We start from the raw sequence: 26,698 nt of genomic DNA on the forward strand, positions 1-26,698 counted from the left end.
ACCGTTCGGCGCGTGTCGGAAATCAGCATAGGGCGGGTCAAAATGACGACCAAGCGCTGAGCGGGTCGTTCGACGGGTCTGATCCGGCCATCCGTATCGGCCACGCGCGTGCACGGCGGTCGTGCGTCGCGCCGCTGGATTGCTGCTTGCTTGGTGTCGCGGTGCCCACGCCACGTGCAGGCCCGAACCGCCGCTGGACGGGCATGGCGCGCGACATCGCGCGGTTGGCCGGGCGACAACGAAATGCGTTTCAAACGTTGTGCCGGACGTGGCTGATGCGAGCAGGTTTAGTGCCTGCGTTCTAGCGCCGCTTTTGACTGCATGCCGGATTCGACCTAGAACCTACTCGCGGATGCAGCGGCGAAGAACGGCATGACGTGACGAGGAGGCGACGTGAAGAAGAACAGGGCACTCTGGCGGCGCACGGGCGCGATCGCGGCGATCGGTGTGGCCGTCGTTGCAATCTGGCGATATGAAGCGGCGACACCGGCGCAAGCCGCGTCATCCGGCACACCGGCCGCGATGGCGAGCACGCAGTCCGTCGCGGCCGATACGTTTGGCACCGGCGTCGCGTTGCCCGGCCCCGAGGAGCGGCGGCTCGACGTCGACGCGCTGCGCCGTAGCCTTGGCGGGCGCCCCGACGCGGATGCCGAAGTGAAACGCATCGTCGCGTTCGCGCGTTTTCGCGATGAGGTTGCCGCGTATGGGGATCGCCACAACAGCATGCCGCAAGCCGGGCGCACCGCGCTCGCGCGCAGGATTCTCGACGAACTGCCCGACCATGTCGCGCGCAACGAGATCGTGCCCGTGCAGGCCGAAGCGCTGAGCGCGGCGCTGCTGACCGATACCGAAGCCGATCCCGCGACGCGCAGTGCGGCGATCCGGTCGATGCGCGCGCAATGGGACACGTATGCGCAGCAGACGGTCGGCCCGTCGCCGGCGCAGGACCCGCGCTATCTCTCGTACGAACAGCAAAGCCGCGACGTCGTCCGGCAGGTTCAGGCGAGCATTCCCGATCCCGACCAGCAACAAGCCGTCATCGCGCAGCGCCTGCAGGCTTTGCGCGTCCAGCTGTTCGACGGCGCTTCACCGTCCGGCGTGCACTGAGCGCCGAATCCGCGACGCCGGGGCGGAGCCCGGCGGCCGCGTCATGTCCATCGACAAGGAGGGGAGATGTCCACAGCACGATGCCTGCTGCGCGCGGCCGTTGCCACGCTGCTCGGTTGCGCGGCACTGAACGGCCACGCGGCCGATACGACGATGCCGGATCCGTCGATTCCCTATTATTCGTGGTACGAAGTGACGTTACCGGAGAGCACCGGTGCATCGTGCGGCAACGGCACGCCGATGCGCTTCTACATCAATCGCGCGCAGTCGGACAACCTGCTGTACATGATGGAACCGGGCGGCGCGTGCTGGGACTACGGCACCTGCACGCAGACGTCGACCGGCGCCGAGGCCGGCCTCGGCGGCTTCAACCCGGACGGCATCCCGCACAACTACATGAACGGCACCGCGAACGAGAGCCTGCTGTCGTCGTTCCTGTCGCCGCTGCTCACGCGCATGGATCTCGCGCACATCCTCGTCGGCGAACCGAAGGTCGAGACGCAGCAGTGGACACAGGTTTTCGTGCCCTATTGCACCGGGGATATCCACATGGGCAGCGCGGTGCGCAACTACACGTCGCCGAGCGGCGACTGGCGGCTACAGCACTACAGCGGGCTGAAGAACATCCAGGCCGTCGCGCAGTGGTTGACGTCGCACGGCTTCGGCAAGCCGAACCGGCTGCTCGTGTACGGGATGAGCGCGGGCGGCTACGGCACGCTCGCGAATTACGCGACGCTGCGTAACACGCTGCAGCCGCAGGCGCATAGTTCGCTGCTCGACGACGCCGGCACGGTCTTCAACACGCCGTTCGATGCGGACGCGGCCACCCATCCGTCGGTCGGCCTGTACGACCGGGTACGCTCCGAATGGGGGATGACGGGCCCCGACGGGATGATTACCGTGAACAGCCGGCTGACCAGCCATTTCGATCCGGGCAACATGGGCAGCGCGTACGCGGCGCTGTCTGCGACGTATCCGCACGATCGCTTCGGTTTCTCGAGCTACCAGCGCGACAAGATCATCGCCGCGTATCACTATCGCGCGTTCGTGCCGGCCGTGATCGCGGCGCCCGACGACACGACCAAGGATGCGCTGTCGCTCACGATGTTCGACCAGGAGCTGGACGGGCTGAAGCAGACGCTGAACCCGCTGCCGAACTTCGGCTACTTCATGCCGTGGGCGCGCAACGACTTCATCGACAACCATCAGGTGACGGCGGTCAGCTTTACCGGGTCGGGGATCCACGAGAACGGCATCGACGCGGATATCGGCACGTTCGTCGACAACCTGCTGAACCAGCAGGACCCGGCCGATACGCCGGTGATGAAGGCGTTCCGCACGCAGCAGTGGTCGGATTTCACGTTCTCGACGTTTCTGGCGTGGATTGACAGCGTGTTCAACCTGACCGGCGAGGCGGGGCCGATCTCGGGGCACAGGGCGTGAGGGGGTGGTTCGCGTGAGCGGGTGGCCGCGACGCAGCGCGGCGGCCGGGTGTCGTGGCCGCCTGCCTGCGCCGATGCGTGGCCGTGCGTCGCGTGATCGCGTCCGGCGTTACGGCTTCACTACCGCCACCGCCGGCGCACCCGCCTCCACGCCCGGCACACCGTTCGACCCGTAGGCCGCTTCGGCGCTCTTGTGCTCGGCGAGCCGCTTGGCAGCCAGACGCTCCTGCGCGGCGACGATGTCGCCCGGATAGTTGTCGCCGTCGCCGGCGGTCGGCTCATAGCCGACCGACTCGAGATCGAACAGCTCCTGGCGCACCTGTGCACGAGTGAGCGTCGAGTGCGACGACTGCGCGTACGAGACAGTCGGTGCGGCGAGAAGAGCGGTGGCGGTAGCGGCAACGGTGGCGATGGTGACGATGATGGATTTCACGATTTCCTCAGACGGTTTCGTTGCGGTTCGGCGTGTTTGCTGGCTGAACCGACGAGACAAGTTTAGGAACCCGGAACGGCCGGATAAACGGCGATTCCTGACCAGCTGTGTTCCTGAATACGTGAGAGTGGGTGACGCGCGATGTCCGGGGTGGCCGGTTGTTGCCTGGTTTTTTAGCGCGGAATGCCGATCGATGAGGGGCGCGCAGCCATTCCGTCAGGCTGGCTACGCATTCGATGTTCGGCGGGCGGACGCATGCCCGCCCGACACGATTAATCGTCGACGCGCGGGAATGCCCGCTGGCGCTTCAGGTCCTTCAGCCAGTCCTTGACGTTGGCCGGATCGTCGAACTCGCGCAGCGTGAGGTTCAGGTCGTGGATGCCGCGCTGAGTGCCCGCGATGTCGCGCGTGAGCATGCGCATGATGGTATCGGGCGCGACCTTGACGGACGGCGCAATCCCGTAAGTCCGCCGGAATCCGGTCTCGACGTCCTGGATCTCCTGATCCAGCTCGCGGAGCTGATCTTCCAGGATGCCGTTGTAGCGCGCGAGCCGATCTTCGCCGAGGCCGTTGATCGCGTGCCGGTCGATCTGTTCGATCTCCAGTTGCAGCTCCAGCAGTTGCAGGAGCTTGCCGTTCGCATAAGCGTGGTTGACCCGCTGCATCAGCACGGTCTTGCGTTCCTGTTCCTGGGGATCGGTCTCGCGATCGGGGTGCAGCGCGCTCGCCAGCTTGCGATAGACCTCGCGGATCGACCGGCTCGCTTCGGCCTGCTCGGCTTCACGCTTCGCCAGCGCGGCCGATTGCCGGGGTGCTTTCTTGCGCTTGGCGCGCTGGGCCTCGCGGGCTGCGTGCTCGGCCATGTCCCGCTCGAACTGTTCGTCCAGTTCGGCCTGCATGCGCGCCATGAGTTCTTCGGGCGACAGCGAATCGAGATCGTCTGCCGCTGTCACGCCGGGCGTCGATTCCGATTCCGCCTTCGGTTCCGGCTCGTCCGCTGCGTTGCCGTCGTGCTCGGCCGCGCTGTGCCGGTCGTGGATGGCCTTCAACTGCGCATCGTCGCTGAAGTCGAGCAAGTCGCGAGCCATGTTGGCAATCATCCCGGAAAGGGTACGCTGCTCGGCCTTGCTCAATCCCTTCTGCAGGTATGCGTCGTCGAGCTGATTGAGCAACCGGATCCGCAGCGCGGTCGACGTCTGTTCGAGCGGCAACAGCTCGTCGACGAATTTCTTCTGGAAGACCGGCATCACGGCTTCCCACGCGCCGAGACGCTCGCGCCGCTTCTCGATCTGCTGGACGAGCGCATTGAACGCTTTCTGGGCTTTCGACAGGCTGGCTGTCTCGTGGCCGGGCGCGATGGCGACCGCTGTTCCGCGACGTGCGGTCATGTGAATGTCCTCCGGCCGCGGCAGGACGCGCAGCAGGCCGGTATTCTAGCCGGATGTCCTGCGGGGTAGCCCGGATGGGCGTTCTCCCCGCAGCGACCGGCCGCGTGTCAGCGCTTCACCGTTGCGACCGCCGGCGCGCCCGAATACGTGCCCGGCGCGCCACTCGACCCGTAGGCCGATTCCGTGTTCTTGCGTTCGGCGAGGCGTTTGGCGGCCAGGCGTTCCTGCGCGGCGACGATGTCGTCCGGATAGTTGCCGCCGTCGCCGGCCGCGGGGTCGTAGCCGACCGATTCGAGATCGAACAGCTCCTGGCGTACCTGGGCGCGCGTGAGCGTCGAGTGCGACGACTGCGCGTACGACGCGGACGGTGCGGCGAGCAGAACGGTGGCGGTAGCGGCAACGGTGGCGATGGTGACGATGATGGATTTCACGATTTCCTCAGACGGTTTCGTTGTGGTTCGGCGCGATTGCGGCAGGCCGGACCGATGGGGTAGGTTCAGGTGCCCGGAACGGCCGGATCCACGGCGATTCCTGGCGAGCTGTGTTGCAGAGCGCGCGAGCGTGTGCGACGCGCGCGCCGATGCGATCAGGCATCGGCGATCGCCGCGATGGCCGTTCCCGCCTGCCCGGCGCCCGACGACCGCGGTGCGGCGAGCGACGGCAGCCTGAAGCGCGCGGCCGTCAGATCGACGAATGCGCGGACCTTGCCGGGCAGGAATTCGCGGCCCGGATACACGAGCGAGACGGTGACGCTGTCGTTCACGATCCGGTAGTCGTCCAGCACGCGGGTCAGCGTGCCGATGCGCAGGTCGTTCGCGACCATGTACTCGGGCAGCAGCGCGACACCGCTGCCGGCCAGCGCGAGCTGGCGCTGCATCAGTGTGCTGTTGACCGTGATCGGCGCGTCGAGCGCGATGGTGTCGATCGTGCCGTTCGGGCCGGCCCACCGGCAGGTGCGTGCACCGGTCGCCAGGCCGACGATTCGGTGCGCGGCCAGATCGACTGGCCGGCGCGGCGCGGCCGCGTTCAGCAGATAGGCGGGTGACGCGACGGCGACGAGCAGTGCATGGACCAGCGTGCGTGACACGACGGAAACCGACGTGATCATCGTGTCGGCGACGATGCCGGCGTCGAATCCGCCGCCGAGCAGGTCGACTTCCGATTCGGTCAGCGTGATGTGCAGCGACACGTCCGGATGGCGCGATTGATAGTCGGCGAACAGGCCGGCGAGCTCCGGCGACATCACGCTGTGCAGCACGACGACGTTCAGGTCGCCCGCGATCCGGCTCGATTCCTGTGTGGCGCGCGATTCGATTTCGGCGAGGTCGCTCAGCAGCGCACGGCACGCTTCCGCGTAGCGGATCCCGATCCCGGTGAGCACCGTCTTGCGTGTCGAGCGTTGCAGCAGCTTGACGCCGAGGTGCGATTCGAGGTCGCCGACATAGCGCGTCACCAGCGACGGCGAAAGATTCAGCTGATGCGCTGCATGAGAGAAATGGTGCGTGTCTGCAACCTTGAGAAAGACCCGCATCGCACTGAACAGATGATTCACGTCGGTTTCCGGGGAGGCGTTGAAGGGAGAGGCGTGGCGTGCCGGCGGCGTCCGCAGCGGGCCGGATGACGCTTGCGGGTTCAGCTACCGAAGTAGACGTTGCAGAAGCTCGCCGGGCCGACGCAGTCGGCATCCGGCGCGGCCGGATGGCTTGGCGGCGCAACGCGAAGCGGAACGATGGTCTTGGTCGCGGCGGTGGCCTGCGTGCCCTTGTCGTCGCTCGAGCGCGCGGCGAGTTGCGCGGTGTAGGCCGGGGCGGCGGGTTGCGCTGCCTGGCGAACCGCCGGCGGAGCCGGTTGCTGCTGCGCGCAGGCGCTGGCGGCGACGCCCGAGAAAGCGATCAATGCAACGGCGAGACGGGTCAGGATAGGATGTGTCATTTAGGATTCCGATAATAATTGGATATGTTCTTCCAGATCGACCTGGTATGCCGGAGCAGTCGAATCGTCCGGTCGATGCCGGGGAGCGTGTCGGACCTTCTGTCGAGTCGGGGCGACGTCAACGACGTCATCGACGTAGCGCGGAAGGTGTCTGCGACACAAGATCCGGAGCCTCGACGCCGGGATTCGGCGCGACCGATTCACCTGGAATCGATAGTGAAAGAATGAAGGAAATCCCTGATCGCGTCCAAGGCGAATTTCCGATCCTGTCGATAAGACAAAACGATGACTCATCCGCATCGGAATCCATTTGATATGGATTGCGAATCGAAATGTATAAAAATGGAAGTGTGGGGTGAAGGTCGTCGCGCTCGTCATGCGAGCGCCGGCGTCAAGCGCTTGTGCGGGGAGTATGCCGGGGCGTCGTCAGGCTGGCGACGCACCCTGCAAGGTCAGGCGTGGTCGAGCGTCGTGATCGTGCGCAGCGACGCCAGGCTGCCGTGCTCGAGCATCTCGTGAACCAGATCGGCGAACGCGGTCGACGCAACGGTGCGATAGGCGCCCTTGCGGCGCAGCAGCGCGACGGTGCGCACCGGGAACGGCGGATCGAGCGGCACGTATTGCAAATCGCGATGCTCGAATTCGATGGTGCCGGGCAGGATCGTCGCGATCTTGCCGCGGCTCACGATCTTCAGTACCGCGCTGATCGAATTCGCCTGCAACGCGACATCGGGTTGCATGTCGTATGTCTGGAAATAGCTGTCGACATAGAAGCGCGACACGAAGCTCGTCGTCAGCAGCGCGAGCGGCGTTTCGGCGAGCTGCAGTGGCGTGACGGGCTCGCGCTGGGTGGTCAGCGGATGCGAGCGGCCGACCACGAGCATCAGGCGCTCGGGAAACAGCGCTTCGGCCTCGATTTCGTCGTTGCGAACATCGACGAACCCGAACGCAAGGTCGACCTGGTCGTCGCCGAGCGCCGCCTCCACCGCGTCGAGCGACATCTCGGTCATCTCGATCACGATGCCCGGATGACGCTCGTGGAATAGCTCGATGACGGGCGCGACCAGGTACTCGGTGAAGGTTGGCGTGAAGGCGATCCGCAGCTTGCCGCGCGACAGGTCGTGCACGTCGTGCAGCGCGCGCTGCGCGGTGAGCAGGTCGTTGTGCGCGCGGCGCACGTATTCGAGGTAGACGCTGCCGAAATCGGTGAGCTGGACCATGCGTCCGCTGCGGTCGAACAGTTGCGCACCGAGCTCGTCTTCGAGCTGGCGCACCTTCTGCGACAACGCCGATTGCGACACGCTGAGCGCCTCGGCCGCGCGTGTGAAATTGCGGTGCTCGTCGATCGCGAGCAGATAGCTGATGTTGCGAAGCAGCGGGCTGCGTTGGGTGAACTTCATTTTTCGCGGAATGGGTCGCGGGTCACGTAGGTCCGGCATCTCGCCATTATGCGCCGGAAGGCGGGCGGCGGAACGCGATGGGGCCGGGTATTCGGCGACGATGTCACGGTTCGTCATTGCCAGCCGCCTCCGAGTGCGAGGAACGTGGTGATCTGGTCGTTGTTCACGTCCTGCCGGGCCGCCGCAACGGCCGTTTCGGCCGCGAGCCAGGTGCGCTCGGCGTCGAGCGCCGCGAGTCCGCCGACCCGCCCACCGCGCCGCAGTTCTTCGGTTCGCGCCATCACGTCGCGCGCCGCGTCGCGCGATGCCTCCAGGCGCTGCAGCCGGTCGAGCGCGCCCGCGTAGGTGTCGAGCGACGTTTCGGTTTCGCGCAGCGCGGTGAGGACGGTTGCATCGAAATGCGCGAGGCTCGCACGGCTGTCGGCCTGTGCGGCGTCGATGCGGTCGCGAATCGTGCTGCGATGGAGATTCCACGTGACCATCGGGCCGATCGCGAAGCGGTTCGTCAGCGGCGTGAAGAACGCGGCCGCGCCGCCGGTCGAGCCGATGCTGGCACCGAGCCTGATGTCCGGATACAGCGCGGTCGTTTCGACGCCGATGCGTGCGGTCGACGCGGCGAGCCGGCGCTCGGCCGCACGGACGTCGGGCCGGCGCTTCAGCAGCGCGCGCCCGTCGCCGGACGGAATCGGCGTCGACAGTTCGAGCGGCTTGTTACACGACAGCAGTGCGCGGTCGTAGTTCTCCGGCGGCTGGCCGGTCAGCGTCGCGAGACGGAACGCCGCATTCAGTCGGCGCGCCCGCAGCGGTGCGAGTTGCGCGCGGCTGTTCTCTATGCCGCCCTGGTCGCGCTGCTGCTCGAAGGTCGGTGCGCGTCCGTTCGAGATCAGCTGGCGGGTGAGGGCGAGGCGGCGCTGCTGGACGTCGATCGAGCGTTGCAGCACGTCGATCTGGTTGCCGGCGTTGCACAGGTCCGAGTACGCACGCGTGACTTCCGCGCTGACGTTCACACGCACGAGATCGCGCGCAGCGGCGACGGCCTCGTTGTCGGCGGACGCCGCTTCGATCCCGCGCCGGATCCCGCCGAACAGGTCGAGGTCGTAGCTCATCTCGAGGCCGATGTTGTAGATCTCGTGCCGTGGCGGCTCGACGTGCGAAAGGACCGACGCCGCCGATTGCTGCGTGTAGTTGGTCGATGCGTCGATGCCGGCGCTCGGCTCGCGCGCGGTGCGCGTCGCCGCGAGCAGCGCATTGCTGCGTTCGAGGTTCGCCTGCGCGGCGCGCAGGTCGACGTTGCTTGCCAGCGCCTTTTCGACCAGGCCGTCGAGCGTCGGGTCGTTGTAGAGGCGCCACCAGCGGTCGGGCAACGGGTCGCTCGACGCAACCGATGCACCCGCAACGAACGCACGGTTGGCGGCCGGTGCGTTCACGAGTGCGTTCGACGGCACGCGATAGTCGGGGCCGACCTCCGCGCACGCGGCGAGCGCGATGCACAGCGCTGCGATGGCAGTCGTACGCAGGCTTACCATGGCAGGCTCCGGTGTACCGTGACGTCGCCGGCCCGTGCATGAATCTCGACCGACGCGGTCTGCCCCGGCACGAGCCGCACGCCGGGCGGCACCGAATCGATCGCGATCCGCACCGGGATGCGCTGCGCGAGCCGCACCCAGGTAAACGCCGGGTTCACGTTCGCGAGCTGGGCGTCGCCTCCTGCGCGCTCGCGGTCCTCGACGCCGCCGGCGATGCTCTGCACGTGGCCGCGGATCTCGCTCGCGACGCCCATCAGATAGATACTGGCCGGATCGCCGACATGAATCGCCGGCAGCTTGGTTTCCTCGAAGTAGCCTTCGACGCGCAGCGACGTGTCGTTCACCAGCGCCATCGCACCCTTGCCGGCGCTCAGATAGACGCCCGGCAGCAGCCCGACGTTGGTCACCGTGCCGTCGATCGGTGCGCGGACGAGCGTGCGTTCGAGGTTCAGCGCGGCGAGGTTGCGTGCGGAGCGGGCCTGCGCGAGCGCGGCGCGCAGCTTTTCGACGCGTGTCGTGCCCTGCTGGGTCGATTCCTCGGCGACCACGTCTGGCATCGCGCGATTGCGGCGGTCCTCGCGAATCGCTTCGTCGAGTTCGGCCTGCTCGCTCGCGATGTTCGCGTCGGCCTGTTCGAGTGCGATCCGGTAGCGCGACGGGTCGATCACGAGCAGAACCTGACCCTTCGTCACTTTCTGGTTGTCGTGTACGCGCACGTCGGTGACGAGCCCGCTGACGTCCGGGGCGATCGGCACCACGTCGGAGCGCACCTTGCCGTCGCGCGTGAGCGGTTCGATCTGGTAGCGGACCCACAGTCCGTAGATCGCGCCGAGGATGCCGAGGATGATCGCGACCGTCAGCACGGTGCGTAACAGGGGGATGATTCGCTTCATGTTCAGGAAAGGAGGCGATACGGGAAATACGCGTCGGCGAGACGGGCGATGCCCCACCACAGCAGGAAGAAGGCCGCCAGTTCGAGCAGCGCCGGTTGCCAGAGCAGCACGCGCAGCGGCAGGCGAAGCAGCACGCCACGCAACAGGAACGTGACGATCAGCGCGACGATGGCCCACGCCAGCGCGGACGGCAGGTAGATGCCGAAAATATGGATCTCTTCGATCATCGCATCGTTCCTTCGACGAGTTGCACATGCGGGAACAGGTTGCAGCGCATGCCGACGAGCGCGAGCAGCGTGGCGTCGTCGCGGCCGGTCGTATTGCGCGCGGCGGCACCGATCGCGCGGTTCAGCGTGCGCATCAGCGATGCGGTGGCAGGCACCGGATGGTGCGCGTCGGCGCGTGCGCGATACAGCGCCGACACGGCCTCGAGCGCAGCCTCGATCGCGACACGCGTCTGCGCATCGCTTCTGTCGAGTCCTTCTCGCACCTGGATGATGTTGCGGCCGATACGCAGGTCGCTCAATCCGTCGACCGCATGCAGCGCATCACCCGGATTCGCGAACGCCATGCGCGCGGCGACCTGGCCGAGCCGGTCGACCGCGCGCGCGGTCCAGGTCGGCGCGTCGAGCGGCCGGTGCGGGTCGGCCATCTGCGCGAGATCGGCCCAGTTCTGGCGCACGATCCGGTAGGCGGTCCAGCGCGTGCTGGCAGAGCGGAACAGTTTGGTCACGACGAGCGTCGTGACGATGCCGCCGACCTGCGCGAGCCCCGTATTGAGGAACAGCGCGAAGTCGGCCTGGAAGCGATCGAGAAAGCCCATGGCGACGATGAAGCAGGAAAACATCGGGAGGGCGCGCGCGGTGCGCGCCGGATCGGCCTGGATGTAGCCCATCCAGATCAAGGCCGGTGCAAGCGTCAGGATCAGCATTCCGGCGCCGTCGACACGCGGCAGGATCACGAACAGGTACAGCGCGGCGAGCGGAAAGGTGACGAGCGTCGAGACGAGGTAGCGGCCGATCACCGGTGCGGGATCGTCCTGTGCCGCGAACGAGCAGGTGACGAGCGCGGCGAACGCGGCGGTTGCCGAGCCGTTTGGCCAGGCAAGCAGGATCCACACCGCGCAGTAGATGATGATCGCGGTGGTCGTCGCGGCACCGGCGAGCAGCGCGAGGCCGTGATCGCGCGCGAGCTTGAAGCGGTGCGTGCCGTCGGCGGGCGGCAGGTGGCGCTCGAGCTCGGCATCGCTTTCCGCGAAGGTACGCACGAGCCCGCGCGCCGCGTGCAGCGTGTCGATGAAATCGGCGGTGCGGTCCAACAGGTTCGCGGCGAGCAGCGACGTCCAGGCCGGGTCGGCCAGGCGCTCGGCCGCCAGCGTGCGGCAACGCGCGGCGAGGCCGACGTCGAGCGCTTCGCCCACTTCCTGCGACGCGTGCAGGTCGTCGATCACCGCATCGACCAGCGCGGCGGTTTGCGCATCGATCGCGTTCAGCGAGCGCAACTGGTCGAGTCGGTTCGCGGCGGCCGATGCGATCGACAGCAACGCCGCGAGGCGATGCTGCAATGCCGTGACGGTGTCGCGCGTGGCGAGCGCGAAGCGCTGGTCGAACGGCAGCGTCGTTGCGATCATCCCGAGTTCGGTGACGTCGGCCGCGAGCTTGCGGCGATGCTCGTGCTCGAGCCGCGTGTGATGCGTGCCGAACGCTTCGGCGGTCCAGCGGCACGCATCGCCGAGAAACGACAGCGCGCGTTCGTGGATGACCGGCCGGCTGTTCGCGGGCTTCAGCAGCATGTGCGTGATCGTCACGCACAGGATCGCCACCGTCATTTCCTCGACGCGCGACACCGCGGTGATGAAGATGTTGGTCGGATCGTCGAGATACGGAAAGCAGATGACGGCCGAGCTGAACGCGGCCATCTGGAACAGGAACGCGCGCGGCGTGCGGTCGAGCACCGCGAGATAGATGCAGAAGCCGATCCACAGCGCGAGGCACAGCACGAGCAACGCCGGCGAATTCTGCAGGTTCGGGGCGACCACCACCGACACGACCGCGCCGGCGGCGATGCCCGCGAGCCGGTAGATCGTCTTCGGACGGAAGGCGCCGGCCATCGGCTGCGAGGTCACGTAGACGGTCAGCAGTGCCCACCACGGGCGCGGGAAGCTGACCGTGAACGAGATCAGCAGCACGAGTGCGGCCGCGATAAACGTGCTGATCGAGAACAGGAGCTTTCTCGGATCGATGGAGAATGGGTCGCGCGGCCGAAGCGGCGCGACAGTGGCTTGCGACACGTCGGGTTCCTTTGGCGAGACTGGCGAAGGGGATTGCAGCGATTGCGCTAGGGCGCGGGAGGCGGTGCGCCGCACGTCATGTCGTGCGGTGCCGTTTTGCGGCGTGTGCCACGCGGGAGGGCGGCGGGGTGCATGGAAAAAAGCGTCCACGCGAAACGGGGTGTTGTGGCAGGCATGTCAAGCACGAGTGCGCGCCTTTTCCTTGTTATTCAAGCACATGGCCACGCGTTGAGGGACGGCGGTTGCCACGGAAACTCGGGTAGGAAGGATCAGGGTTTCATTCGATTGCGATGCCCGAAATTGTGCGCTGCGGCGCGCGCGGCGTCCAAGTCGGATTTCTGACCGGGGCAATCGGTTTTACTTATCGTGCGGCGTGCCGGGGCGCAAGAATGCCGATCAATGTCGACGCGGACGAATCGGCAGACTCATCGCGGGCGCGTGATGGGCGACGTGCGGGGAATCGGTTGTACGCGCAACCGGGGCAGGCCGGATCGCGTTCCGTCAGTCGCCGAACAGCTGCCCCTGTCCGGAGATCACGCGTTCGAAGTCGTCGCGCAGGAACGGCAGGATCGCGTCGGCGACGGGCTGGAGCTGGCGGCTCACGTAGAACGCATGGTCGATCGGCGAGCGCATGGTTTCGAGCGGCTCGGGGCCGGCCGTCGTCATCACGTAGCTGATCCAGCCGCCGCGCTGATATTGCAGCGGCCGGCCCTGTGCCTGGTTGAACTCGTCGGCGATCCGTGCCGCGCGCACGTGCGGCGGCACGTTGCGCTCGTACTCGCGCAGCGGCCGGCGCACGCGCTTGCGGTAGACGAGCTGGTCGTCGAATTCGCCGGCCAGCGTGCGCCGCACGGTGTCGCGGATGAAATCCTGGTACGGCTCGCGGTTGAACACGCGCCGGTACAACTCGCGCTGGAACTGCTGCGCGAGCGGCGTCCAGTCGGTGCGCACCGTTTCGAGCCCCTTGAAGACGAGATCCTCGCCGCCGCCGGCGGCCGCCGCGAGGCCCGCGTAACGCTTCTTGCTGCCTTCTTCCGCACCGCGCACGGTCGGCATCAGGAAGCGGCGGTAGTGCCGCTCGTACTGCAGCTCCAGCGCGCTCTCGAGCCCGAATTGGTCGCGCAGGTGCGCTTGCCACCAGCGGTTGATGTGTTCGACGAGTGCGCGGCCCTTGGCGCCGGCCTCGTCGTCGTCGTGCGCGCGACCGAGCCACACGAATGTCGAATCGGTATCGCCGTAGATCACTTCGTAACCCTGAGCTTCGATCAGCTCGCGCGTGCGGTGCATGATTTCGTGGCCGCGCATCGTGATCGACGACGCGAGGCGCGGGTCGAAGAACCGGCAGCCCGTCGAGCCGAGCACGCCGTAGAACGAATTCATGATGATCTTCAGCGCCTGCGACAGCGGTGCGTTGCGCTGCCGCTTCGCCTCGTCGCGGCCTTCCCATACGCGGCGCACGATATCGGGAAGACAGTGCGCGGTACGCGAGAAGCGCGCGCCGAGAAAGCCGGGCACCGACGCGTCGTCGCCGGAATTCGCGAGCCCTTCGATCAGCCCGGCCGGATCGATCAGGAACGTGCGGATGATCGACGGATAGAGGCTCTTGTAGTCGAACACGAGCACCGAGTCGTACAGCCCGGGGCGCGAATCCATCACGAAGCCGCCGGGGCTGTTTTGCCCCGTCACGTCGCCGAGGTTCGGCGCGACATAGCCGAGCCGGTGCATGCGCGGCAGGTACAGGTGCGTGAAGGCCGCCACCGACCCGCCGGTGCGATCGGCCGCGAGGCCCGTCACGCTCGCGCGTTCGAGTGCGAAGGACAGCAGGTCGGCCTTGTCGAAGATGCGCGTGACGAGCTCGCAATCTTTCAGGTTGTAGCGCGCGAGCGCGGGCTTGTCGTGATCGAAGCGGCGCTGGATCTCGTCCATCCGCTGGTACGGGTTGTCGATCGACTTGCCTTCGCCGAGCAGCGACTGCGACACGTATTCGAGGCTGAACGACGGGAACGTCCACGTCGCGGATTTCAGCATGTCGATGCCGTCGAGGATCAGCCGGCCCGCCGCACCCGCGAAGAAGTGGTCGGGCTGCTGGCCGTGCGCGCGCCAGTCGAGCACGCTGCCGCCGCGCCCGAGCTTCAGCGGCACGCCGTATTGCTCTGCGTGCGCGTGCAGGATGCGCAGGTCGAACTGCACGAGGTTCCAGCCGATCACCGCATCGGGATCGTGTTCGTCGAACCAGTCGTTGAGCCGCGCCAGTATCGCGGGCCGGCTGTCGCAGTAGTCGAGGCGGAAGTCGACGGCGCGGGCTTCGTCGCTCTCGGCTCCGTTCGGCGGGCCGAGCATGTAGACCTGCCGTTGCCCGCAGCCTTCGAGCGCGATCGAATACAGCTCGCCGTGGACGCTGGTTTCGATGTCGAGCGACACGCAGCGCAGCGTCGGGCGATAGCCGGTCGCGGTTTTCAGTTCGGCGCCGGTCAACGTGCCGTCGTGGCCGGGCTGGCCGCGAAACTGCACGCAAGCCGTGATGAAGCGCTCCATCGCGTAGCGGTCGGGCGGCTGCACGTCGGCTTCGTAGACGTCGATGCCGGCCGCCGCGAGGCGCTTCTGCAGCCCGGACAGATGGCGGTAGCGCCGGCAATAGAGGCCGACGACCGGGCGCTGCCGGAAGTCGCGCAGCGCGAGCGGGCGCAACTCGATATCGCGCTCGGCGGCCAGCGCGCGTTCGGCGAGCGCCTGCTGTTCGGCCGGAATGAATGCGACGGCTTCCTGCGGGCGCAACTGTACACGGCGCGGACCGTGTTCGGTTGCCAGCCAGAACTCGATCTCGATGCCGGTCGCGGTGTCCCGCCAGTGGCGGGTGAGGATGAAACCCTGCTCGAACTCCGTCAAAACGCTTGCTCGTCGTGGATGCCCAGGCGGCGGATTTTAGCGCTTGGGCGGGTGGTGTGCCGGAATGGGGGCGATACCGTCCCGGCATCCTGGCCAATGATCGTATGATTCTGAATCGAATGAACCCATCCGGAATCGTTTAATGAAACTCGCGATCGATCGCATCGCACGTGTTGCCGGTTACGTTGTTGCCGCGGCCTGCCTGGGTGGAAACGGGAGCGCGATATTCGCGGCCCCGACATTGAAGGGTCTGCCGGCCGCCACGGAAGCCAACTGGATACAGGCGGTCAAGCGGCATCGCACCAAGGATGGCGCGACGGTTGCCGAAGTGCTCGCCTATGCGGAAAAAATGCGGCCGCGCATCTTCAAGGCCGGACGATTCGACGTGGGTTACAACGGCGCGACCGGGGTTGCCAGCTCGGTTTCGATCGGCTACTGGATCGGATCGAAGCGCGCACCGGACGATGCGTTCGTCGATCTCGGCTATTCGATGTCGCCCGATGGCCGCGTGATGCCGGTCTCGCGCGACGAGCACACGGCAACGGCATTGGAGAACGGGCGGAAGGCATTTCTGCGTGCCGTCGACGATGCCTATCGGGACACATGCCGGTCCGATCCCGATCATCCGCCGGCGTGTTGACAGGCATCGTTCACTGCCGTCGTCGCCCGATTTCACGACCTGATACATGGCGGGTCACGTGCATTCATCGTTCGCATCGCGTTCACCGCCGGCGCCTAAGCGTCGTCGGCAACGCCGCTACACCGACACCGACGCGAAATCCTGCTTCAAATGCTCGACACGCTGCGGACGCTGATACAGGTAGCCCTGCGCGTACTGAATCCCGACCGCATGCAGCGCGCGATGTTGCGCTTCCGTTTCCACGCCCTCCGCGATGATCTTCAGGTCGTAGTGATGCGCAACGGTCGCGATCCCCTCGATCAACCCCGCGTTGCCGCCGTTCAGCGGCGACACGAACTGGCGATCGATCTTCACGTAGTCGAACGGAAAGCGCGACAGCATGTCGAGATTGCTGTGATGCGTGCCGAAATCGTCGATCGCGAACTTCGCGCCTTTCGCTCGCAGCGCATGGAAGATCGCGGTGGTTCGCGCGTTCTTTTCGAGCAGGATGCGCTCGGTGACTTCGAGCACCAGCGTAAAGCCTGGCGGCAGCGCACGAATCGCCTCCTCGACGACGGATACGAACTGCGTGCGCTCGAGGTCCTTCGGCGCGATGTTGATGGCGATGCGCAGCGGCATGGCCGGCGTCAGCGCGGACAGTTCCGACACGGCTGTTCGCAGCACGAATTCCGTCACTTTCGGCAGCACCGCGCTTGATTCGACCTGCGGGATGAACACGGCCGGGCTGATGGCCCCCCACTTGGGATGCTGCCAGCGCAGCAGCGCCTCGACGCCGACGGTCCTGCGCGTCTCGACATCGACGATCGACTGGTACACGACATGCAGTTCGTCGCGCCTGAGTGCGTTGCGGACGGCCTTCAGCAGCAGGCGGCGCGGCGCCATCGCCAGCAGGTAGGCCGCCATCACGAGGCCATCCGCCAGCAGCACGATCGTGATGCCGATCAGCCGATAGTGGTGCTGGATCTGCGACGCATAGTGCGCGGAGGCGGCAACCGACACCGTGAACGGCCAACGGGGCGACGCGATCGTGCTGCCGCCTGCGGGTTCCGCGGCCGATTCCGGCGTGAACGTCCCGTGCTGATCGAGATGGCCCGAACCCGCGATCGACAGCGTCGCGGTTTCCGTCCCGTAGCGGGCGCCGTGCGCGAGCGCGTCCGCCACATAGTCGCCTTCGATCAGGTAGAGCACGCCCGCGCCGGGCGCGATGGCGTAAAACACGGGCAGCACCGGGATGCCTTGCTGGAATGGCGTCTGGCGCAACAGCGTGACGAGCGTCGAGCCCGGTTCCGGTTCGTGTGTGTAGGCGCCGAGCGGCAAGTCGATCGCCCCCAGCGCGGACGAGCACATGACGCGGCCGTCGTTCACCAGCGCGACGGCGCGCAGGTAGCGCAGGCGCGTGCCGATCTCGGCGAGGGTCCGGAATACCGTCGGGCATGGCCGCCCGACGAGCGCGGTGAGTTCGTCCACGTGTCGCAGGCGGGCACCGTCGAGGATGCGATCCACCGATGCCACGATGTCGTTCGCGATCACGCGTTCATGCTGGGTGACGGTATCGCGCGCGTAGCGGTCGGCAAGCACGATTGCGCACGCCGGTACGAGCACGCAAACGATTACGGCGACGCAAAAGACGACTCGCGGCCACGCGCCGCTGCGCTGGAAAACGGGCTTCGAGCCTGGCGTGAACGCCAACATTCCCGCGGTCGCCTTTGGTGTTGTGTGTATGAAGCAGCCAGTCGAACCGGTCGATCCACCCACGTCGCGCATGCGTCATGCCGGGTTCGGGCAACGCGGTGTGCGCGCCGGGTTCGCGATGCGATCGATTCTACGGTCGCGACGGGCATCTGCGGCAGCCCCGTCGCAATCGGCCATGTATTCCGGAAGCTGGCCTCTATAAACATGTGCATGCAGCGCATGGTTATCGACGTAGCACACCGAAAAAACCCCCGGCCGCAGGGTCGTGCGGCCGGGACAAAAAACACCGTCTCTTGGCACGAGGATGGTGCGCGGCAAGTATAAGATGTGACGAGCGATTGTGAAATATTGTTATTCAACAATTGGTGTAGTTTTGTCATTGTGTCTCGACGAGAAACATTCCTGCGAAAGGTTGTTTTCGTCGACCTGCCGCTGGCTTGCAAGCGGTCGCCACTCGTCACGGTCGCGCGTCTCGCCGGCGCGTTGAGATGGAAGAAAACACCGTGCCCACGGTCGTCGTGTCCGACGGTGCGGCCGCAACCGACGGCGGCTCGCTGTGGATCCGGATTGCCGTGAACGGGCAAGCCCACAACTACCTGCTCGATCGCGCGCTCGCTTCACGCGGGACGCCGCGCTACAACACCATCAGCGGTGAGCACGGACCATTTTCGAAAGCTGAACGAAAGATGTTGCTCGCGCTGCTGCGCCGCATTGCCGACCCCGTGATGTGTGCCGGCATCGTCGGCACGTTCGTACAGGTGCTGCAGGAATCTGGCGGTGAATGAACAATGCGGTCGCGGTGCATCGCGCGAGCTGCGAGTCAGAAATCGTTGCGCATCTTGCGGAGCAGATCGCCGGCCGACTGGTGCGTGTCCACCGCGGTGAGGACATCGGTCAGGAACCACGGCAGGTTCAGTTGCGTATTGGAATCGCCGACGCATACGCGGATCGGCGGCGCCTTCGACGGCGAGCGGGCGTCGGGTGTGGCATCGCGGGACGGGACGCAGTTTTTCGCGTGCGCTTGAACGGGAGCCGGCTCGGCGCCGCCGGATGTTGCGCCGGCGGCTGCCGGCAAGCTGATGGCGGCAAGCAGGGTCAGGACAGCGACAGGGGCAACGCGTTTCATGAGATTCTCCGGCGATGCTCGTTCGACCGCGCGGGCGGACGCGAGTTCGTCGGCGGCATGGTGGCCATGGTGGCGCGCCGCGCTCAGCCGCGCGCGACGTTCGCCGCTCGCGCAGGTTGCCGGCTGCGCCACTGCTGCGGCGATTCGCCGGTCCAGCGTCGAAAGGCGCGCGTAAAGGCGCTGTGTTCCGAATAGCCGAGCAGCCACGCGACTTCCGCGAGCGTCAGCCGCGGATCGTTCAGGTGGTCGATCGCGAGCCGCCGCCGCGTGTCCTCGCGCAGTATCCGGAAGTTGAGCCCGAGTTCGGCAAGCCGCCGATGCAGCGTGCGCGACGACACGTGCAGATCCGACGCGATCTGTTCGATGCTCGCTTCGCCTTGCGTCAGCAGGCGCGCGACGGCTTCGCGCACCGACTGTTCGAGATCGTCCGTCTGCCGCAGCTCGGCAAGCAGCGCGCTCGCCTGACGTTCCATCATCTGCAGCAGCGCGTCGTCCGGTTGGCGCAGCGGCTGCGTGAGCAGGTGCAACGGGAACGCGAGCCGGTTCACCGGCTGGCCGAACCGCACCGGGCAGCCGAAGTAATCGGCATACGGCTGCTCGTTGGCGGGGGACGGGTGTACGAAGCAGACTTCGTCGGGCCCGTGACGCGTGCCGGTGATATTGCGCGCGAACTGGACGATGGCCGTCAGCGCGACTTCATCGACGAGCGGGCCGAGCGGCTCGGGTGCGTCGTGCCATTCGATCGCGACCGAGGTTGCTTCGACCCGCACTTCCATGCGCGCGACGTTCGCGATCAGGTGTTCGTATTGCTGCCAGCGTGCGAGGGCGGCGCCGGCATCGCGGCACGCATGCAGCGCGTAGCCGAGCGCACCGAGGTGGGCGGGCGTGATCCGCTGGCCGACGTGCAGGCCGAGCAGCGGATCGTCGAGCGCGCGCACCGCGCATTCGAGGAGGCGCCGCCAGTGCGCGCTCGCGTACAGCGTGAGCCCGCGATCGTCCTCGGGCGGCCGCGCCTCGCCGAGCACGCGCGCGGCATCCTTGCCTTGCTCGGACAGATAGTCGAACAGCAGTCGCACGTAGGTGCTCGAGTAGTAGACGCGCTGCGTCGATAGCGGGGAGGCGGCGGGCATGGCGGAAAGTGTCAAGTAATCGTCCGCAAGTGTCAACGCGGGGCGACCCGTGCGTGACCATACTGCCGGTCAGTTCTTGATCGAGGCCGCGAACATGCCGACCGAGTTGATGACGTGGCTCCACGCGTTCCTGGGGAACGACGTGGACTGGAAGCAGGTGCTGCTGATCGGCATGACGCCGGTCTTCCTGATCGCGTTCGCGATCGAATACGCGGTGATGACCGGGCGCGGCCGTCGCGAGCCGTTTCGCTGGAAGGAGATTGTCGCGAACCTGTCGCTCGGCGCCGGCTATCAGGTGGCCGAGACCGTGATGGGGCTCCTGTTCACGGGCGCGATCTTCGCGTGGGTTTACCGGCACCGCTGGTTCGACGTGCCGGTGAACGGCTTCACGATCGTGCCGATCTTCGTCGTCGTGGAGTTCTGCTACTACTGGTTTCACCGCACGTCGCACCGCGTGCGCTGGTTCTGGGCCGCGCACGTGCCGCATCACAGCGGTGAAGTGATGAACTTCACGACGGCGATGCGGCAGTCGTTGCTGAACGCGTTCGTCGGCGTGTTCGTGTTCTATCTGCCGCCGGTCTGGTTCGGCATCCCGCCCGCTGTCGTGCTGTTCCTGCTCGCCGTCGATCTCGCGTACCAGTACTTCGTGCATACCGAAGCGATCGGGCGGCTGCCGCGCTGGTACGAATACGTGTTCGACACGCCGTCGAACCACCGCGCGCATCATGGCCGCAATCCGCGTTACATCGACAAGAATTACGGCGGCGTGCTGATCATCTTCGATCGCCTGCTCGGCACGTATGTCGAGGAAACGGAGCCGGTCGACTACGGGATCACGCAGCAGATTCGTTCGTACAACTTTCTGGTACTGAACCTGCACGAATTCGTCGACATGTGGCGCGACGTGTTCGCGCCCGGGTCCGTCCTGCAGCGGCTGAGACATCTGTGGATGCCACCCGAGTGGGAGCGGCCGGGGCATCGGCCGATTCATACGTGGAGTGTCGAGCGCAAGGGCGAGGACGCGACTGCGGCAGCAGCGCGCGCCGCGCCTGACGAGGCGGCGCTGGCGCCAGGGCGCAAGATCGTACAAGCCACCCGCACGCGATCCGGCTAACCTGCGTGCTTTCCTCGGCGAAAGGCACGGCGGGCAATGACGAAGAAAGTATTCTGGGACGATCCGTACCGGACCACGCTGGATACCGTCGTGAGCCACGTCGACGGCGCTCGCGTGCGGGTGGACGCGACCATCTTCTTTGCGTTTTCGGGCGGGCAGGAAAGCGACGCGGGGTCGCTCGGCGGCTATCCGGTCGTCCAGGCCGACAAGCAGGGCCTCGATATCGTCTATACGCTGCCGCACGATCATTCGCTGCGCGTCGGCGATCGTGTGACCTGGTGCATCGACTGGACGCGGCGGTACCGGCTGATGCGTCTGCACTTTGCGGCCGAAATGGTGTTGCAGCTGGTCTATCGGCTCAGGCCCGGCATCGAGCGCATCGGTGCGCATATCGGGCAGGACAAGGCGCGCATCGACTTCGCGAGCGACACGAGCGTGGCGCCGCTGTTTCCCGAGATCGAATTGGCCGCGGCCGATCTGTCTAAGCGCGACCTGCGCATCGTGACCGACTTCAGCGATGTCGACACGCAACGCCGATACTGGACGGTCGACGGCTTCTCGACGATGGCGTGCGGCGGCACGCACCCGGCCTCGACCGGCGAGATCGGCATGCTGACGCTCAAGCGCAGGAATACCGGAAAGGGCAAGGAGCGGATCGAGGTGATGCTGGTCGAGCCGGAGAGGGCCGGCGGGCAGCGGGGCGATGCGGATTCGCGTCGTCCCGTCTCCGTGAAAGATCGGTCGAGCCGGGAAGGGGGGCAAGCGACTTTGACGGAGGAAGGTCCCGATTCGGTCGGGCAACCGTCGGATTGCCGCCGGATCGTGGACGGCCGGACGTAGCCGGCCGGTTTGACGGCGTTCAGTGCAGGCCGGCCGATGCGATCGAGTGCACGGTGTCGGTGATGTTCACGCAGCGCGACAGGCCGAAATGCTCGGCTTCGCGGCGCTCCGGTTCGCTGCTCGCGATCGCCACCGCGCGTTCGGGCGGCACGCCGAGTGCCTGCAGCGCGACGTCGAAGGGATGCTGGTTTGATCCGGAGTCCTGCTGATTGGCGTCCGTGACGACGACCGAGAAGCGGTCGAGGTTCGCGCGGCCGAACTGGCCTTCGAACATGTCGCTGAGCCGAGCGGCCGGCAGCGTCGTGACGAGACCGAGTCGATATCCTTCTTCCGATGCTCGGTCGAGCCACTGGATGATCGCGTCGCGTTGATGGCGCGATTCGTGCGAGTCCGGTGTTGCTTCGATTTGCGCGAATGCTGCGTCGAGACGGGTGACGATGGCTTCGATAACCACGGTGATTCCTCTTTAGAGACGTGATGATCCGTTCGCCGACGGGAATGCCACACACCTTAGCGTCGATCCGGAAAACGCGACTAATTAATATTTTTATCCGACCCATACGATTCGGCTAATGAATAGGGTGGCGAGCCAAGGTGGGCGCGGGATGCGTGTCGCACGTCGTATTCCGCGCGAACGGCATCGTATCGACGGTCTTCGATGTGATGCACCAGATTCGCGCACGCAGTGAATGCGTCGCACCGTGCATGTGCATCCAAAAAAACGGCATACCGAGCGATGCACGCCCGATATGCCGTCTTGCGATGCTGCGCGCGAACCGGCGCGATCAGTGCAGCTTGATCGACGGCTGGTTGCGGCTCTGCAGCCAGTGGCTCAGCGACTGGAACAGCGCGCGCTTCACGCCGACCACGCTGAACAGGTGCTTGCGATACAGGAACTTGTACAGCCCTATCGCGGCGAGCCCGTCGACGATCAGCGAGCGCGAGCGCCCGCGGAGGTCGGCCTGGTACGCGGCGCCCGCATGCCCGAGCGACACGACGGTGCCCGCATCGTGAAACGTGAAGCCAGCCACCGGCTTGCCGACGACGCGGCGCGCGAACGCGTTGACCAGGTACACGGCCTGCTGGTATGCGACCTGCGCGCGCGGCGGCAGGAAGCCGCTCGCGCCGGCCGTCGGGCATGCGGCGCAGTCGCCGAACGCGTACACGTGCGGGTCGTCCGGCGTCTGCAGCGTATCGGTCACGATCACCTGGTTCGAACGATTGAGCACGATGTCGCCGATCTCCCGCAGGATCGCGGGGCCCGCCACGCCGGCCGCCCAGATCGTGATGTCGCTTGCGAGCCGTTCGCCGGTCGCGGTCGTCACGGCGTCCGCGCTGACTTCGGCCACGCGTGTATCGGTCAGCACGTCGACGTTCAGCACACGAAGCTGCGCGTGCATCTTGCCGGACAGCCGCGCGTCAAGCGCCGGCAGGATGCGCGGGCCGCCTTCGATCAGCCGGATGTGCACGTCGCGCGCGGACACCAGTGCCTTGAAGCGGTACGTCGTCAGCTGCTGGATCGCGTGCCGCAGCGCGGCGGCCAGCTCGACACCCGTCGCGCCCGCACCGATCACGTTGATGCAGATCGGCGCCGCGCGCTGCGCGGGCTGCTGCTCGGCCAGGTGATTCGCCTTCGTGCACGCCGCGAGGAACTTCCGGCGGAAATCCTCGGCCTGGTCGAGGTTTTCGAGCGGCAGCGCATGGCGCGCCGCGCCCGGCACATTGAAGAAATTCGTCACGCTGCCGACGGCGAGCACGAGGTCGTCATAGCCGAGCTCGCGCTGCGGCAGGATCTCCGTGCCGTCCGCGTCCTGCACGGCCGCGATCGTCGCCGTGCGTGCGGCGCGGTCCACCCGCTGCAGTGCGCCCTGCACGAAACGGAACCCGTGGCGCTTCGCTTGCGCCGCGTATTCGATCGTGTGGGACGCCGGGTCGCGATGGCCCGATGCGGCTTCGTGCAGCAGCGGCTTCCAGAAGTGCGTCGGATAGCGGTCGACGAGCACGACTTCGGCTTGCCCACGGCGTCCGACGGTATCGCCGAGACGCGTGGCGAGGTGCAGGCCGCCGGCGCCGCCGCCGACGATCACGATGCGCGGCAGGCGCGGTGCGCGGTCCGTTGCAAGGTTGGGCGTGGTGTTGTCCATGGTGGGCTCCCGCTAGATGACGATTCGGATGACATTGCTCAAGAACCGACGATATAGTTTCGAACCCACTCGAACAATTTAATGTTTATAAGCGACTCATATGTATTCACTTATAGGAAAGACCGCGACGTTTCGGCAACTGAAGGCGCTGGACATGATTGCGCGGCTCGGCAGCGTGTCGCGAGCGGCCGAGGAGCTGAACCTGACGCAGCCGGCCGTGTCGCTGCAGGTTCGCCTGCTCGAGGAGGCCGTGGGCGCCGCGTTGCTGCAGCGGGTGGGGCGCGGCGTGCAGCTGACCGCGGCCGGCGAGATCGTGTCGCGCTATGCGCGCGAGATCCTGCATCTGTGGACCGAGGCCGGCGACGAAGTGGCCGCGTTGACGGGCGATCTGGGCGGCACGCTGCGGATCGGCGCGATCACGACGGCCGAATACCTGATTCCGCCACTGCTCGTGAAATTCACCGCGACGCGTCCGCATGTGAAGACGTACTTCAAGGTCGGCAATCGCGACGACATCATCCGCATGCTCGCGACGCATGAAATCGATCTCGCGGTGATGGGCAGCGCGCCGAAGGAGCTGCGCACGCACGCGGTCGAGTTCGCGAAACATCCGATGGTGTTCGTCGCGGCGCCCGGCCATCCGCTGATGCAGCGCAAGCGCGTCGCGCTGAAGGATCTCGAATCCGCGCACCTGCTCGTGCGCGAGCGCGGCGCGGGTACGCGCTCGACCGTCGAGAGCCTGTTCAAGACGGCCGGCTACCGCTTCCATGTGGGCTCCGAACTGTCGAGCAACGAGGCCATCAAGCAGATGGCCGAAGCCGGGCTCGGCATTGCGTTCCTGTCGTTGCACGCGTGTGCACTCGAGCTGCGCGCGGGGCTGCTCGGGCAACTGCCGTTCCCCGGCAACCCGATCGAGCGCGAATGGTATGTGGTCACGCTCGCCGACCGGCGGATCTCGCAGGTCACGGGGCTGTTCCGGGATTTCCTGATCAAGCAGGGCGCACCGGTGATCGACGGCGCGACGGTGGCGCCGCACGAGCGGCGGCGCAAGTAGGCGGCGTACCGGGTCGAACGACGCCGGCCGCGTGGCCGGTCAGACGAGCCCGAAATCGTCGTTGCTGTCGGGGATCGACGCGAGCAGTCGTTCGAGCCGGTACCAGCCGACGATGCGCAGGCACCAGGCGGCGATCGTGGCGCGGTCGTTGCGGGAGCGGGGGCCGGATGACGGGCGGGGAGCGGCGGAAGGCGAGGACGCAGTGAGCGCGACGCGTTGCGCAAGGCACGGATGGGGCATGACGGTCTCCGTAGGTGTCGGATGGGGCCATCGTAAGCGGCGCCGCGCCCGCCGGCGCACACGGAAGGATGGCCCTGAGCAGAAACGGATGATCTTTTTCTGCTCGGCCCGGGCGTGCCCCCGGCAGGCCCGGCAGGCGGCCCGAAAACGCGTCACAATGCGCGTTCGACATCCCCATCCACGGGAGGAAGGCCATGAGCGATGCGATTCTCGCGGCGCCGACGGACAACGGCGTCCCGGTCAGTCTGCGCACCAGCCGCGGGCTCGGCTGGCAGGGCTTCGGCGCGTCGCTGCTGGAGATTCGCGCGGGCACCTACCGGATTCCGGCGGCCGACCATCACCGGATCGGCGTGCATATCGGGCCGCCCGTCCGCGCGGATTGCGTGTGCGACGGCGAGCGCGTGTCGCGCATCCAGGCGCATGGCGACGTCGACGTGATTCCGGCCGGCTTGCCCGGCCAGTGGACCGACAGCGCCGACTGCCGGATCCTCCATATCGCACTCACCGACACGTTCGTGCGGCGGACCGTCGAACAGCTCGAGCTGAAGCCGTCGCAGGGGCAGATCCGCCGCCGGCTGCAGGTGCGCGATCCGCGCCTGCAGCACATCGCGTGGGCGATGGCCGCCGAACTCGAAGCGGAAGACGCGTCGGATCCGCTCTATGCGGAAAGCCTGTGTACGGCGCTCGTCGCGCGGCTGGTCGACGGCCAGCCGGCGTTTCGCGAGCGCCGCCGCACCCTCGCGCCGAAAGCGGCCGCGCGCGTGATCGACTATGTCGAAACGAACCTCGACCAGCGCATGACGCTGGCCGAACTCGCGGCGCTCGTGTCGATCAGCGTGCCGCATTTCAAGGTGCTGTTCCGCGAAACGCTCGGGATGCCCGTGCACCAGTACGTCGTGCGGCGCCGGGTCGAGCGCGCGAAGGCGTTGTTGCTCGAAGGCCGGCTCAGCATCAGCCAGGTCGCGCTCGAAGCCGGGTTTGCACACCAGAGCCACATGGCAAACTGGATGAATCGCGTGCTGGGTGCGACGCCGACCGAGATTGCGCGGTCGGGCGAGCGGGGCGGGCTGCGGCTGGCTTATGACGGCGCGGGCAGCGGGAGTGGGGCATAGCGGAGCGATGGCGCCGCGCCGGATATGCGTTGTCGCTTCGGATCCCGGGTCATTGTCCAACAGGCTGTTGGACAATGACCGCGTTCGTCCTCGTCCAGAAAGCGCTGCACCGTCCTCGGTCTCGACGGGCCTCCTGAAGCGCAGCGCCTTGGGCGTGAGCGGCTCATCCCTCACCAGGGTGTCGTTGCCCGTCATCGGCGGACCGCAGGACTCGAAGCGACTAGCAAGGCGGCGGACGATTCGCATGGCCGCCGCCCAATCCATCATCCTTTCCTGCTGGTTTCATCCCTCCCTGCGCGCCGTTCCCTC

General features: G+C 66.6%; 24 protein-coding genes and 1 pseudogene. 8 read left to right on the forward strand and 17 right to left on the reverse strand.

The genetic code is table 11. The annotated features are described in order from the left end of the window. The first annotated feature begins 393 nt into the window (after nucleotides 1-393). Both plcR and QZM67_RS16835 read left to right on the forward strand, forming a co-directional pair. Nucleotides 394-1,107: a phospholipase C accessory protein PlcR gene (gene plcR, locus QZM67_RS16830; protein WP_301804974.1), complete on the forward strand. Its 714-nt coding sequence runs from the start codon at nucleotides 394-396 to the stop codon at nucleotides 1,105-1,107. A 66-nt stretch (nucleotides 1,108-1,173) separates the two neighbouring features. Next, nucleotides 1,174-2,550: a pectin acetylesterase-family hydrolase gene (locus QZM67_RS16835; RefSeq protein ID WP_301804976.1), complete on the forward strand. Its 1,377-nt coding sequence runs from the start codon at nucleotides 1,174-1,176 to the stop codon at nucleotides 2,548-2,550. A 108-nt stretch (nucleotides 2,551-2,658) separates the two neighbouring features. Here QZM67_RS16835 and QZM67_RS16840 read toward each other — a convergent pair whose 3' ends face one another. The 11 genes from QZM67_RS16840 to QZM67_RS16890 form a co-directional block, all read right to left on the reverse strand. Next, nucleotides 2,659-2,982, reverse strand: a complete 324-nt coding sequence (locus QZM67_RS16840; protein WP_175022664.1) for a DUF4148 domain-containing protein — start codon at nucleotides 2,980-2,982, stop codon at nucleotides 2,659-2,661. Between the two features lie 272 nt (nucleotides 2,983-3,254). After that, nucleotides 3,255-4,370, reverse strand: a complete 1,116-nt coding sequence (locus QZM67_RS16845) for a J domain-containing protein (RefSeq protein ID WP_301804979.1) — start codon at nucleotides 4,368-4,370, stop codon at nucleotides 3,255-3,257. A 107-nt stretch (nucleotides 4,371-4,477) separates the two neighbouring features. Beyond that, nucleotides 4,478-4,801, reverse strand: a complete 324-nt coding sequence (locus tag QZM67_RS16850) for a DUF4148 domain-containing protein (protein WP_301804982.1) — start codon at nucleotides 4,799-4,801, stop codon at nucleotides 4,478-4,480. Nucleotides 4,802-4,956: 155 nt separating this feature from the next. Then, entirely contained in the window at nucleotides 4,957-5,922 is a 966-nt protein-coding gene (locus tag QZM67_RS16855) for a LysR family transcriptional regulator (RefSeq protein WP_301804984.1), read from the reverse strand. Nucleotides 5,923-6,002: 80 nt separating this feature from the next. Beyond that, nucleotides 6,003-6,302: a hypothetical protein gene (locus QZM67_RS16860; protein WP_301804986.1), complete on the reverse strand. Its 300-nt coding sequence runs from the start codon at nucleotides 6,300-6,302 to the stop codon at nucleotides 6,003-6,005. 452 nt (nucleotides 6,303-6,754) lie between these two features. After that, nucleotides 6,755-7,702, reverse strand: a complete 948-nt coding sequence (gene cynR, locus QZM67_RS16865; RefSeq protein ID WP_235996004.1) for a transcriptional regulator CynR — start codon at nucleotides 7,700-7,702, stop codon at nucleotides 6,755-6,757. Nucleotides 7,703-7,815: 113 nt separating this feature from the next. Continuing rightward, nucleotides 7,816-9,228, reverse strand: a complete 1,413-nt coding sequence (locus tag QZM67_RS16870; RefSeq protein WP_301804991.1) for an efflux transporter outer membrane subunit — start codon at nucleotides 9,226-9,228, stop codon at nucleotides 7,816-7,818. Continuing rightward, nucleotides 9,222-10,121 (reverse strand): efflux RND transporter periplasmic adaptor subunit, encoded by a 900-nt coding sequence (locus QZM67_RS16875; protein WP_043179007.1) that lies wholly within the window; start codon nucleotides 10,119-10,121, stop codon nucleotides 9,222-9,224. Before QZM67_RS16875 ends, QZM67_RS16870 begins: the two co-directional genes overlap by 7 nt. Before the next feature lie 2 nt (nucleotides 10,122-10,123). Further along, nucleotides 10,124-10,348 carry a DUF1656 domain-containing protein gene (locus tag QZM67_RS16880; RefSeq protein WP_175022669.1) on the reverse strand — a complete coding sequence of 75 codons (225 nt, stop codon included), beginning with the start codon at nucleotides 10,346-10,348 and terminating at the stop codon, nucleotides 10,124-10,126. Next, nucleotides 10,345-12,411 (reverse strand): FUSC family protein, encoded by a 2,067-nt coding sequence (locus QZM67_RS16885; protein ID WP_301804995.1) that lies wholly within the window; start codon nucleotides 12,409-12,411, stop codon nucleotides 10,345-10,347. The genes QZM67_RS16880 and QZM67_RS16885 overlap by 4 nt, the downstream gene beginning before the upstream one ends. Before the next feature lie 501 nt (nucleotides 12,412-12,912). Next, nucleotides 12,913-15,297, reverse strand: a complete 2,385-nt coding sequence (locus QZM67_RS16890) for a DNA polymerase II (protein WP_301804998.1) — start codon at nucleotides 15,295-15,297, stop codon at nucleotides 12,913-12,915. Between the two features lie 142 nt (nucleotides 15,298-15,439). On the opposite strand from QZM67_RS16890, the gene QZM67_RS16895 reads away from it, so the two are divergent. Then, complete coding sequence (locus QZM67_RS16895) at nucleotides 15,440-15,937, forward strand: hypothetical protein (protein WP_301805001.1); 498 nt, start codon at nucleotides 15,440-15,442, stop codon at nucleotides 15,935-15,937. A gap of 117 nt (nucleotides 15,938-16,054) precedes the next feature. Here the strand turns inward: QZM67_RS16895 and QZM67_RS16900 are convergent, their stop codons facing one another. Beyond that, entirely contained in the window at nucleotides 16,055-17,629 is a 1,575-nt protein-coding gene (locus tag QZM67_RS16900; protein ID WP_175022674.1) for an EAL domain-containing protein, read from the reverse strand. A 503-nt stretch (nucleotides 17,630-18,132) separates the two neighbouring features. On the opposite strand from QZM67_RS16900, the gene QZM67_RS16905 reads away from it, so the two are divergent. Next, nucleotides 18,133-18,414 carry a hypothetical protein gene (locus QZM67_RS16905; RefSeq protein WP_301805004.1) on the forward strand — a complete coding sequence of 94 codons (282 nt, stop codon included), beginning with the start codon at nucleotides 18,133-18,135 and terminating at the stop codon, nucleotides 18,412-18,414. A gap of 35 nt (nucleotides 18,415-18,449) precedes the next feature. Here the strand turns inward: QZM67_RS16905 and QZM67_RS16910 are convergent, their stop codons facing one another. Together QZM67_RS16910 and QZM67_RS16915 are read right to left on the reverse strand one after the other, a co-directional pair. Further along, nucleotides 18,450-18,755, reverse strand: coding sequence for a hypothetical protein (locus QZM67_RS16910; RefSeq protein ID WP_089454082.1), 306 nt, complete (start codon nucleotides 18,753-18,755; stop codon nucleotides 18,450-18,452). Nucleotides 18,756-18,838: 83 nt separating this feature from the next. Next, on the reverse strand, nucleotides 18,839-19,900 hold the full coding sequence (locus QZM67_RS16915; protein WP_301805007.1) for an AraC family transcriptional regulator: 1,062 nt from the start codon (nucleotides 19,898-19,900) through the stop codon (nucleotides 18,839-18,841). 79 nt (nucleotides 19,901-19,979) lie between these two features. On the opposite strand from QZM67_RS16915, the gene QZM67_RS16920 reads away from it, so the two are divergent. Next, on the forward strand, nucleotides 19,980-20,999 hold the full coding sequence (locus QZM67_RS16920; RefSeq protein ID WP_301805351.1) for a sterol desaturase family protein: 1,020 nt from the start codon (nucleotides 19,980-19,982) through the stop codon (nucleotides 20,997-20,999). A 36-nt stretch (nucleotides 21,000-21,035) separates the two neighbouring features. Beyond that, a pseudogene (locus QZM67_RS16925) lies at nucleotides 21,036-21,671 on the forward strand (alanyl-tRNA editing protein); the annotation flags it as partial. Between the two features lie 187 nt (nucleotides 21,672-21,858). Here the strand turns inward: QZM67_RS16925 and QZM67_RS16930 are convergent. Together QZM67_RS16930 and QZM67_RS16935 are read right to left on the reverse strand one after the other, a co-directional pair. Next, on the reverse strand, nucleotides 21,859-22,293 hold the full coding sequence (locus QZM67_RS16930; protein ID WP_301805010.1) for a phosphatase: 435 nt from the start codon (nucleotides 22,291-22,293) through the stop codon (nucleotides 21,859-21,861). A gap of 331 nt (nucleotides 22,294-22,624) precedes the next feature. Next, complete coding sequence (locus QZM67_RS16935) at nucleotides 22,625-23,983, reverse strand: NAD(P)/FAD-dependent oxidoreductase (RefSeq protein WP_301805013.1); 1,359 nt, start codon at nucleotides 23,981-23,983, stop codon at nucleotides 22,625-22,627. Nucleotides 23,984-24,083: 100 nt separating this feature from the next. Here QZM67_RS16935 and QZM67_RS16940 point away from each other — a divergent pair, with 100 nt between their 5' ends. Beyond that, the gene (locus QZM67_RS16940; protein ID WP_043178984.1) at nucleotides 24,084-25,037 is read left to right on the forward strand and encodes a LysR family transcriptional regulator; all 954 of its coding nucleotides are present in this window, start codon (nucleotides 24,084-24,086) and stop codon (nucleotides 25,035-25,037) included. A 39-nt stretch (nucleotides 25,038-25,076) separates the two neighbouring features. On the opposite strand, the gene QZM67_RS16945 is transcribed toward QZM67_RS16940, so the two are convergent. Then, nucleotides 25,077-25,277, reverse strand: a complete 201-nt coding sequence (locus QZM67_RS16945; protein ID WP_175022680.1) for a hypothetical protein — start codon at nucleotides 25,275-25,277, stop codon at nucleotides 25,077-25,079. Between the two features lie 194 nt (nucleotides 25,278-25,471). Here QZM67_RS16945 and QZM67_RS16950 point away from each other — a divergent pair, with 194 nt between their 5' ends. Beyond that, on the forward strand, nucleotides 25,472-26,389 hold the full coding sequence (locus QZM67_RS16950) for an AraC family transcriptional regulator (RefSeq protein WP_301805016.1): 918 nt from the start codon (nucleotides 25,472-25,474) through the stop codon (nucleotides 26,387-26,389). The last annotated feature ends 309 nt before the right edge of the window (nucleotides 26,390-26,698 follow it).

The organism is Burkholderia sp. AU45251 (assembly GCF_030482905.1).
Taxonomy (GTDB): domain Bacteria; phylum Pseudomonadota; class Gammaproteobacteria; order Burkholderiales; family Burkholderiaceae; genus Burkholderia; species Burkholderia aenigmatica.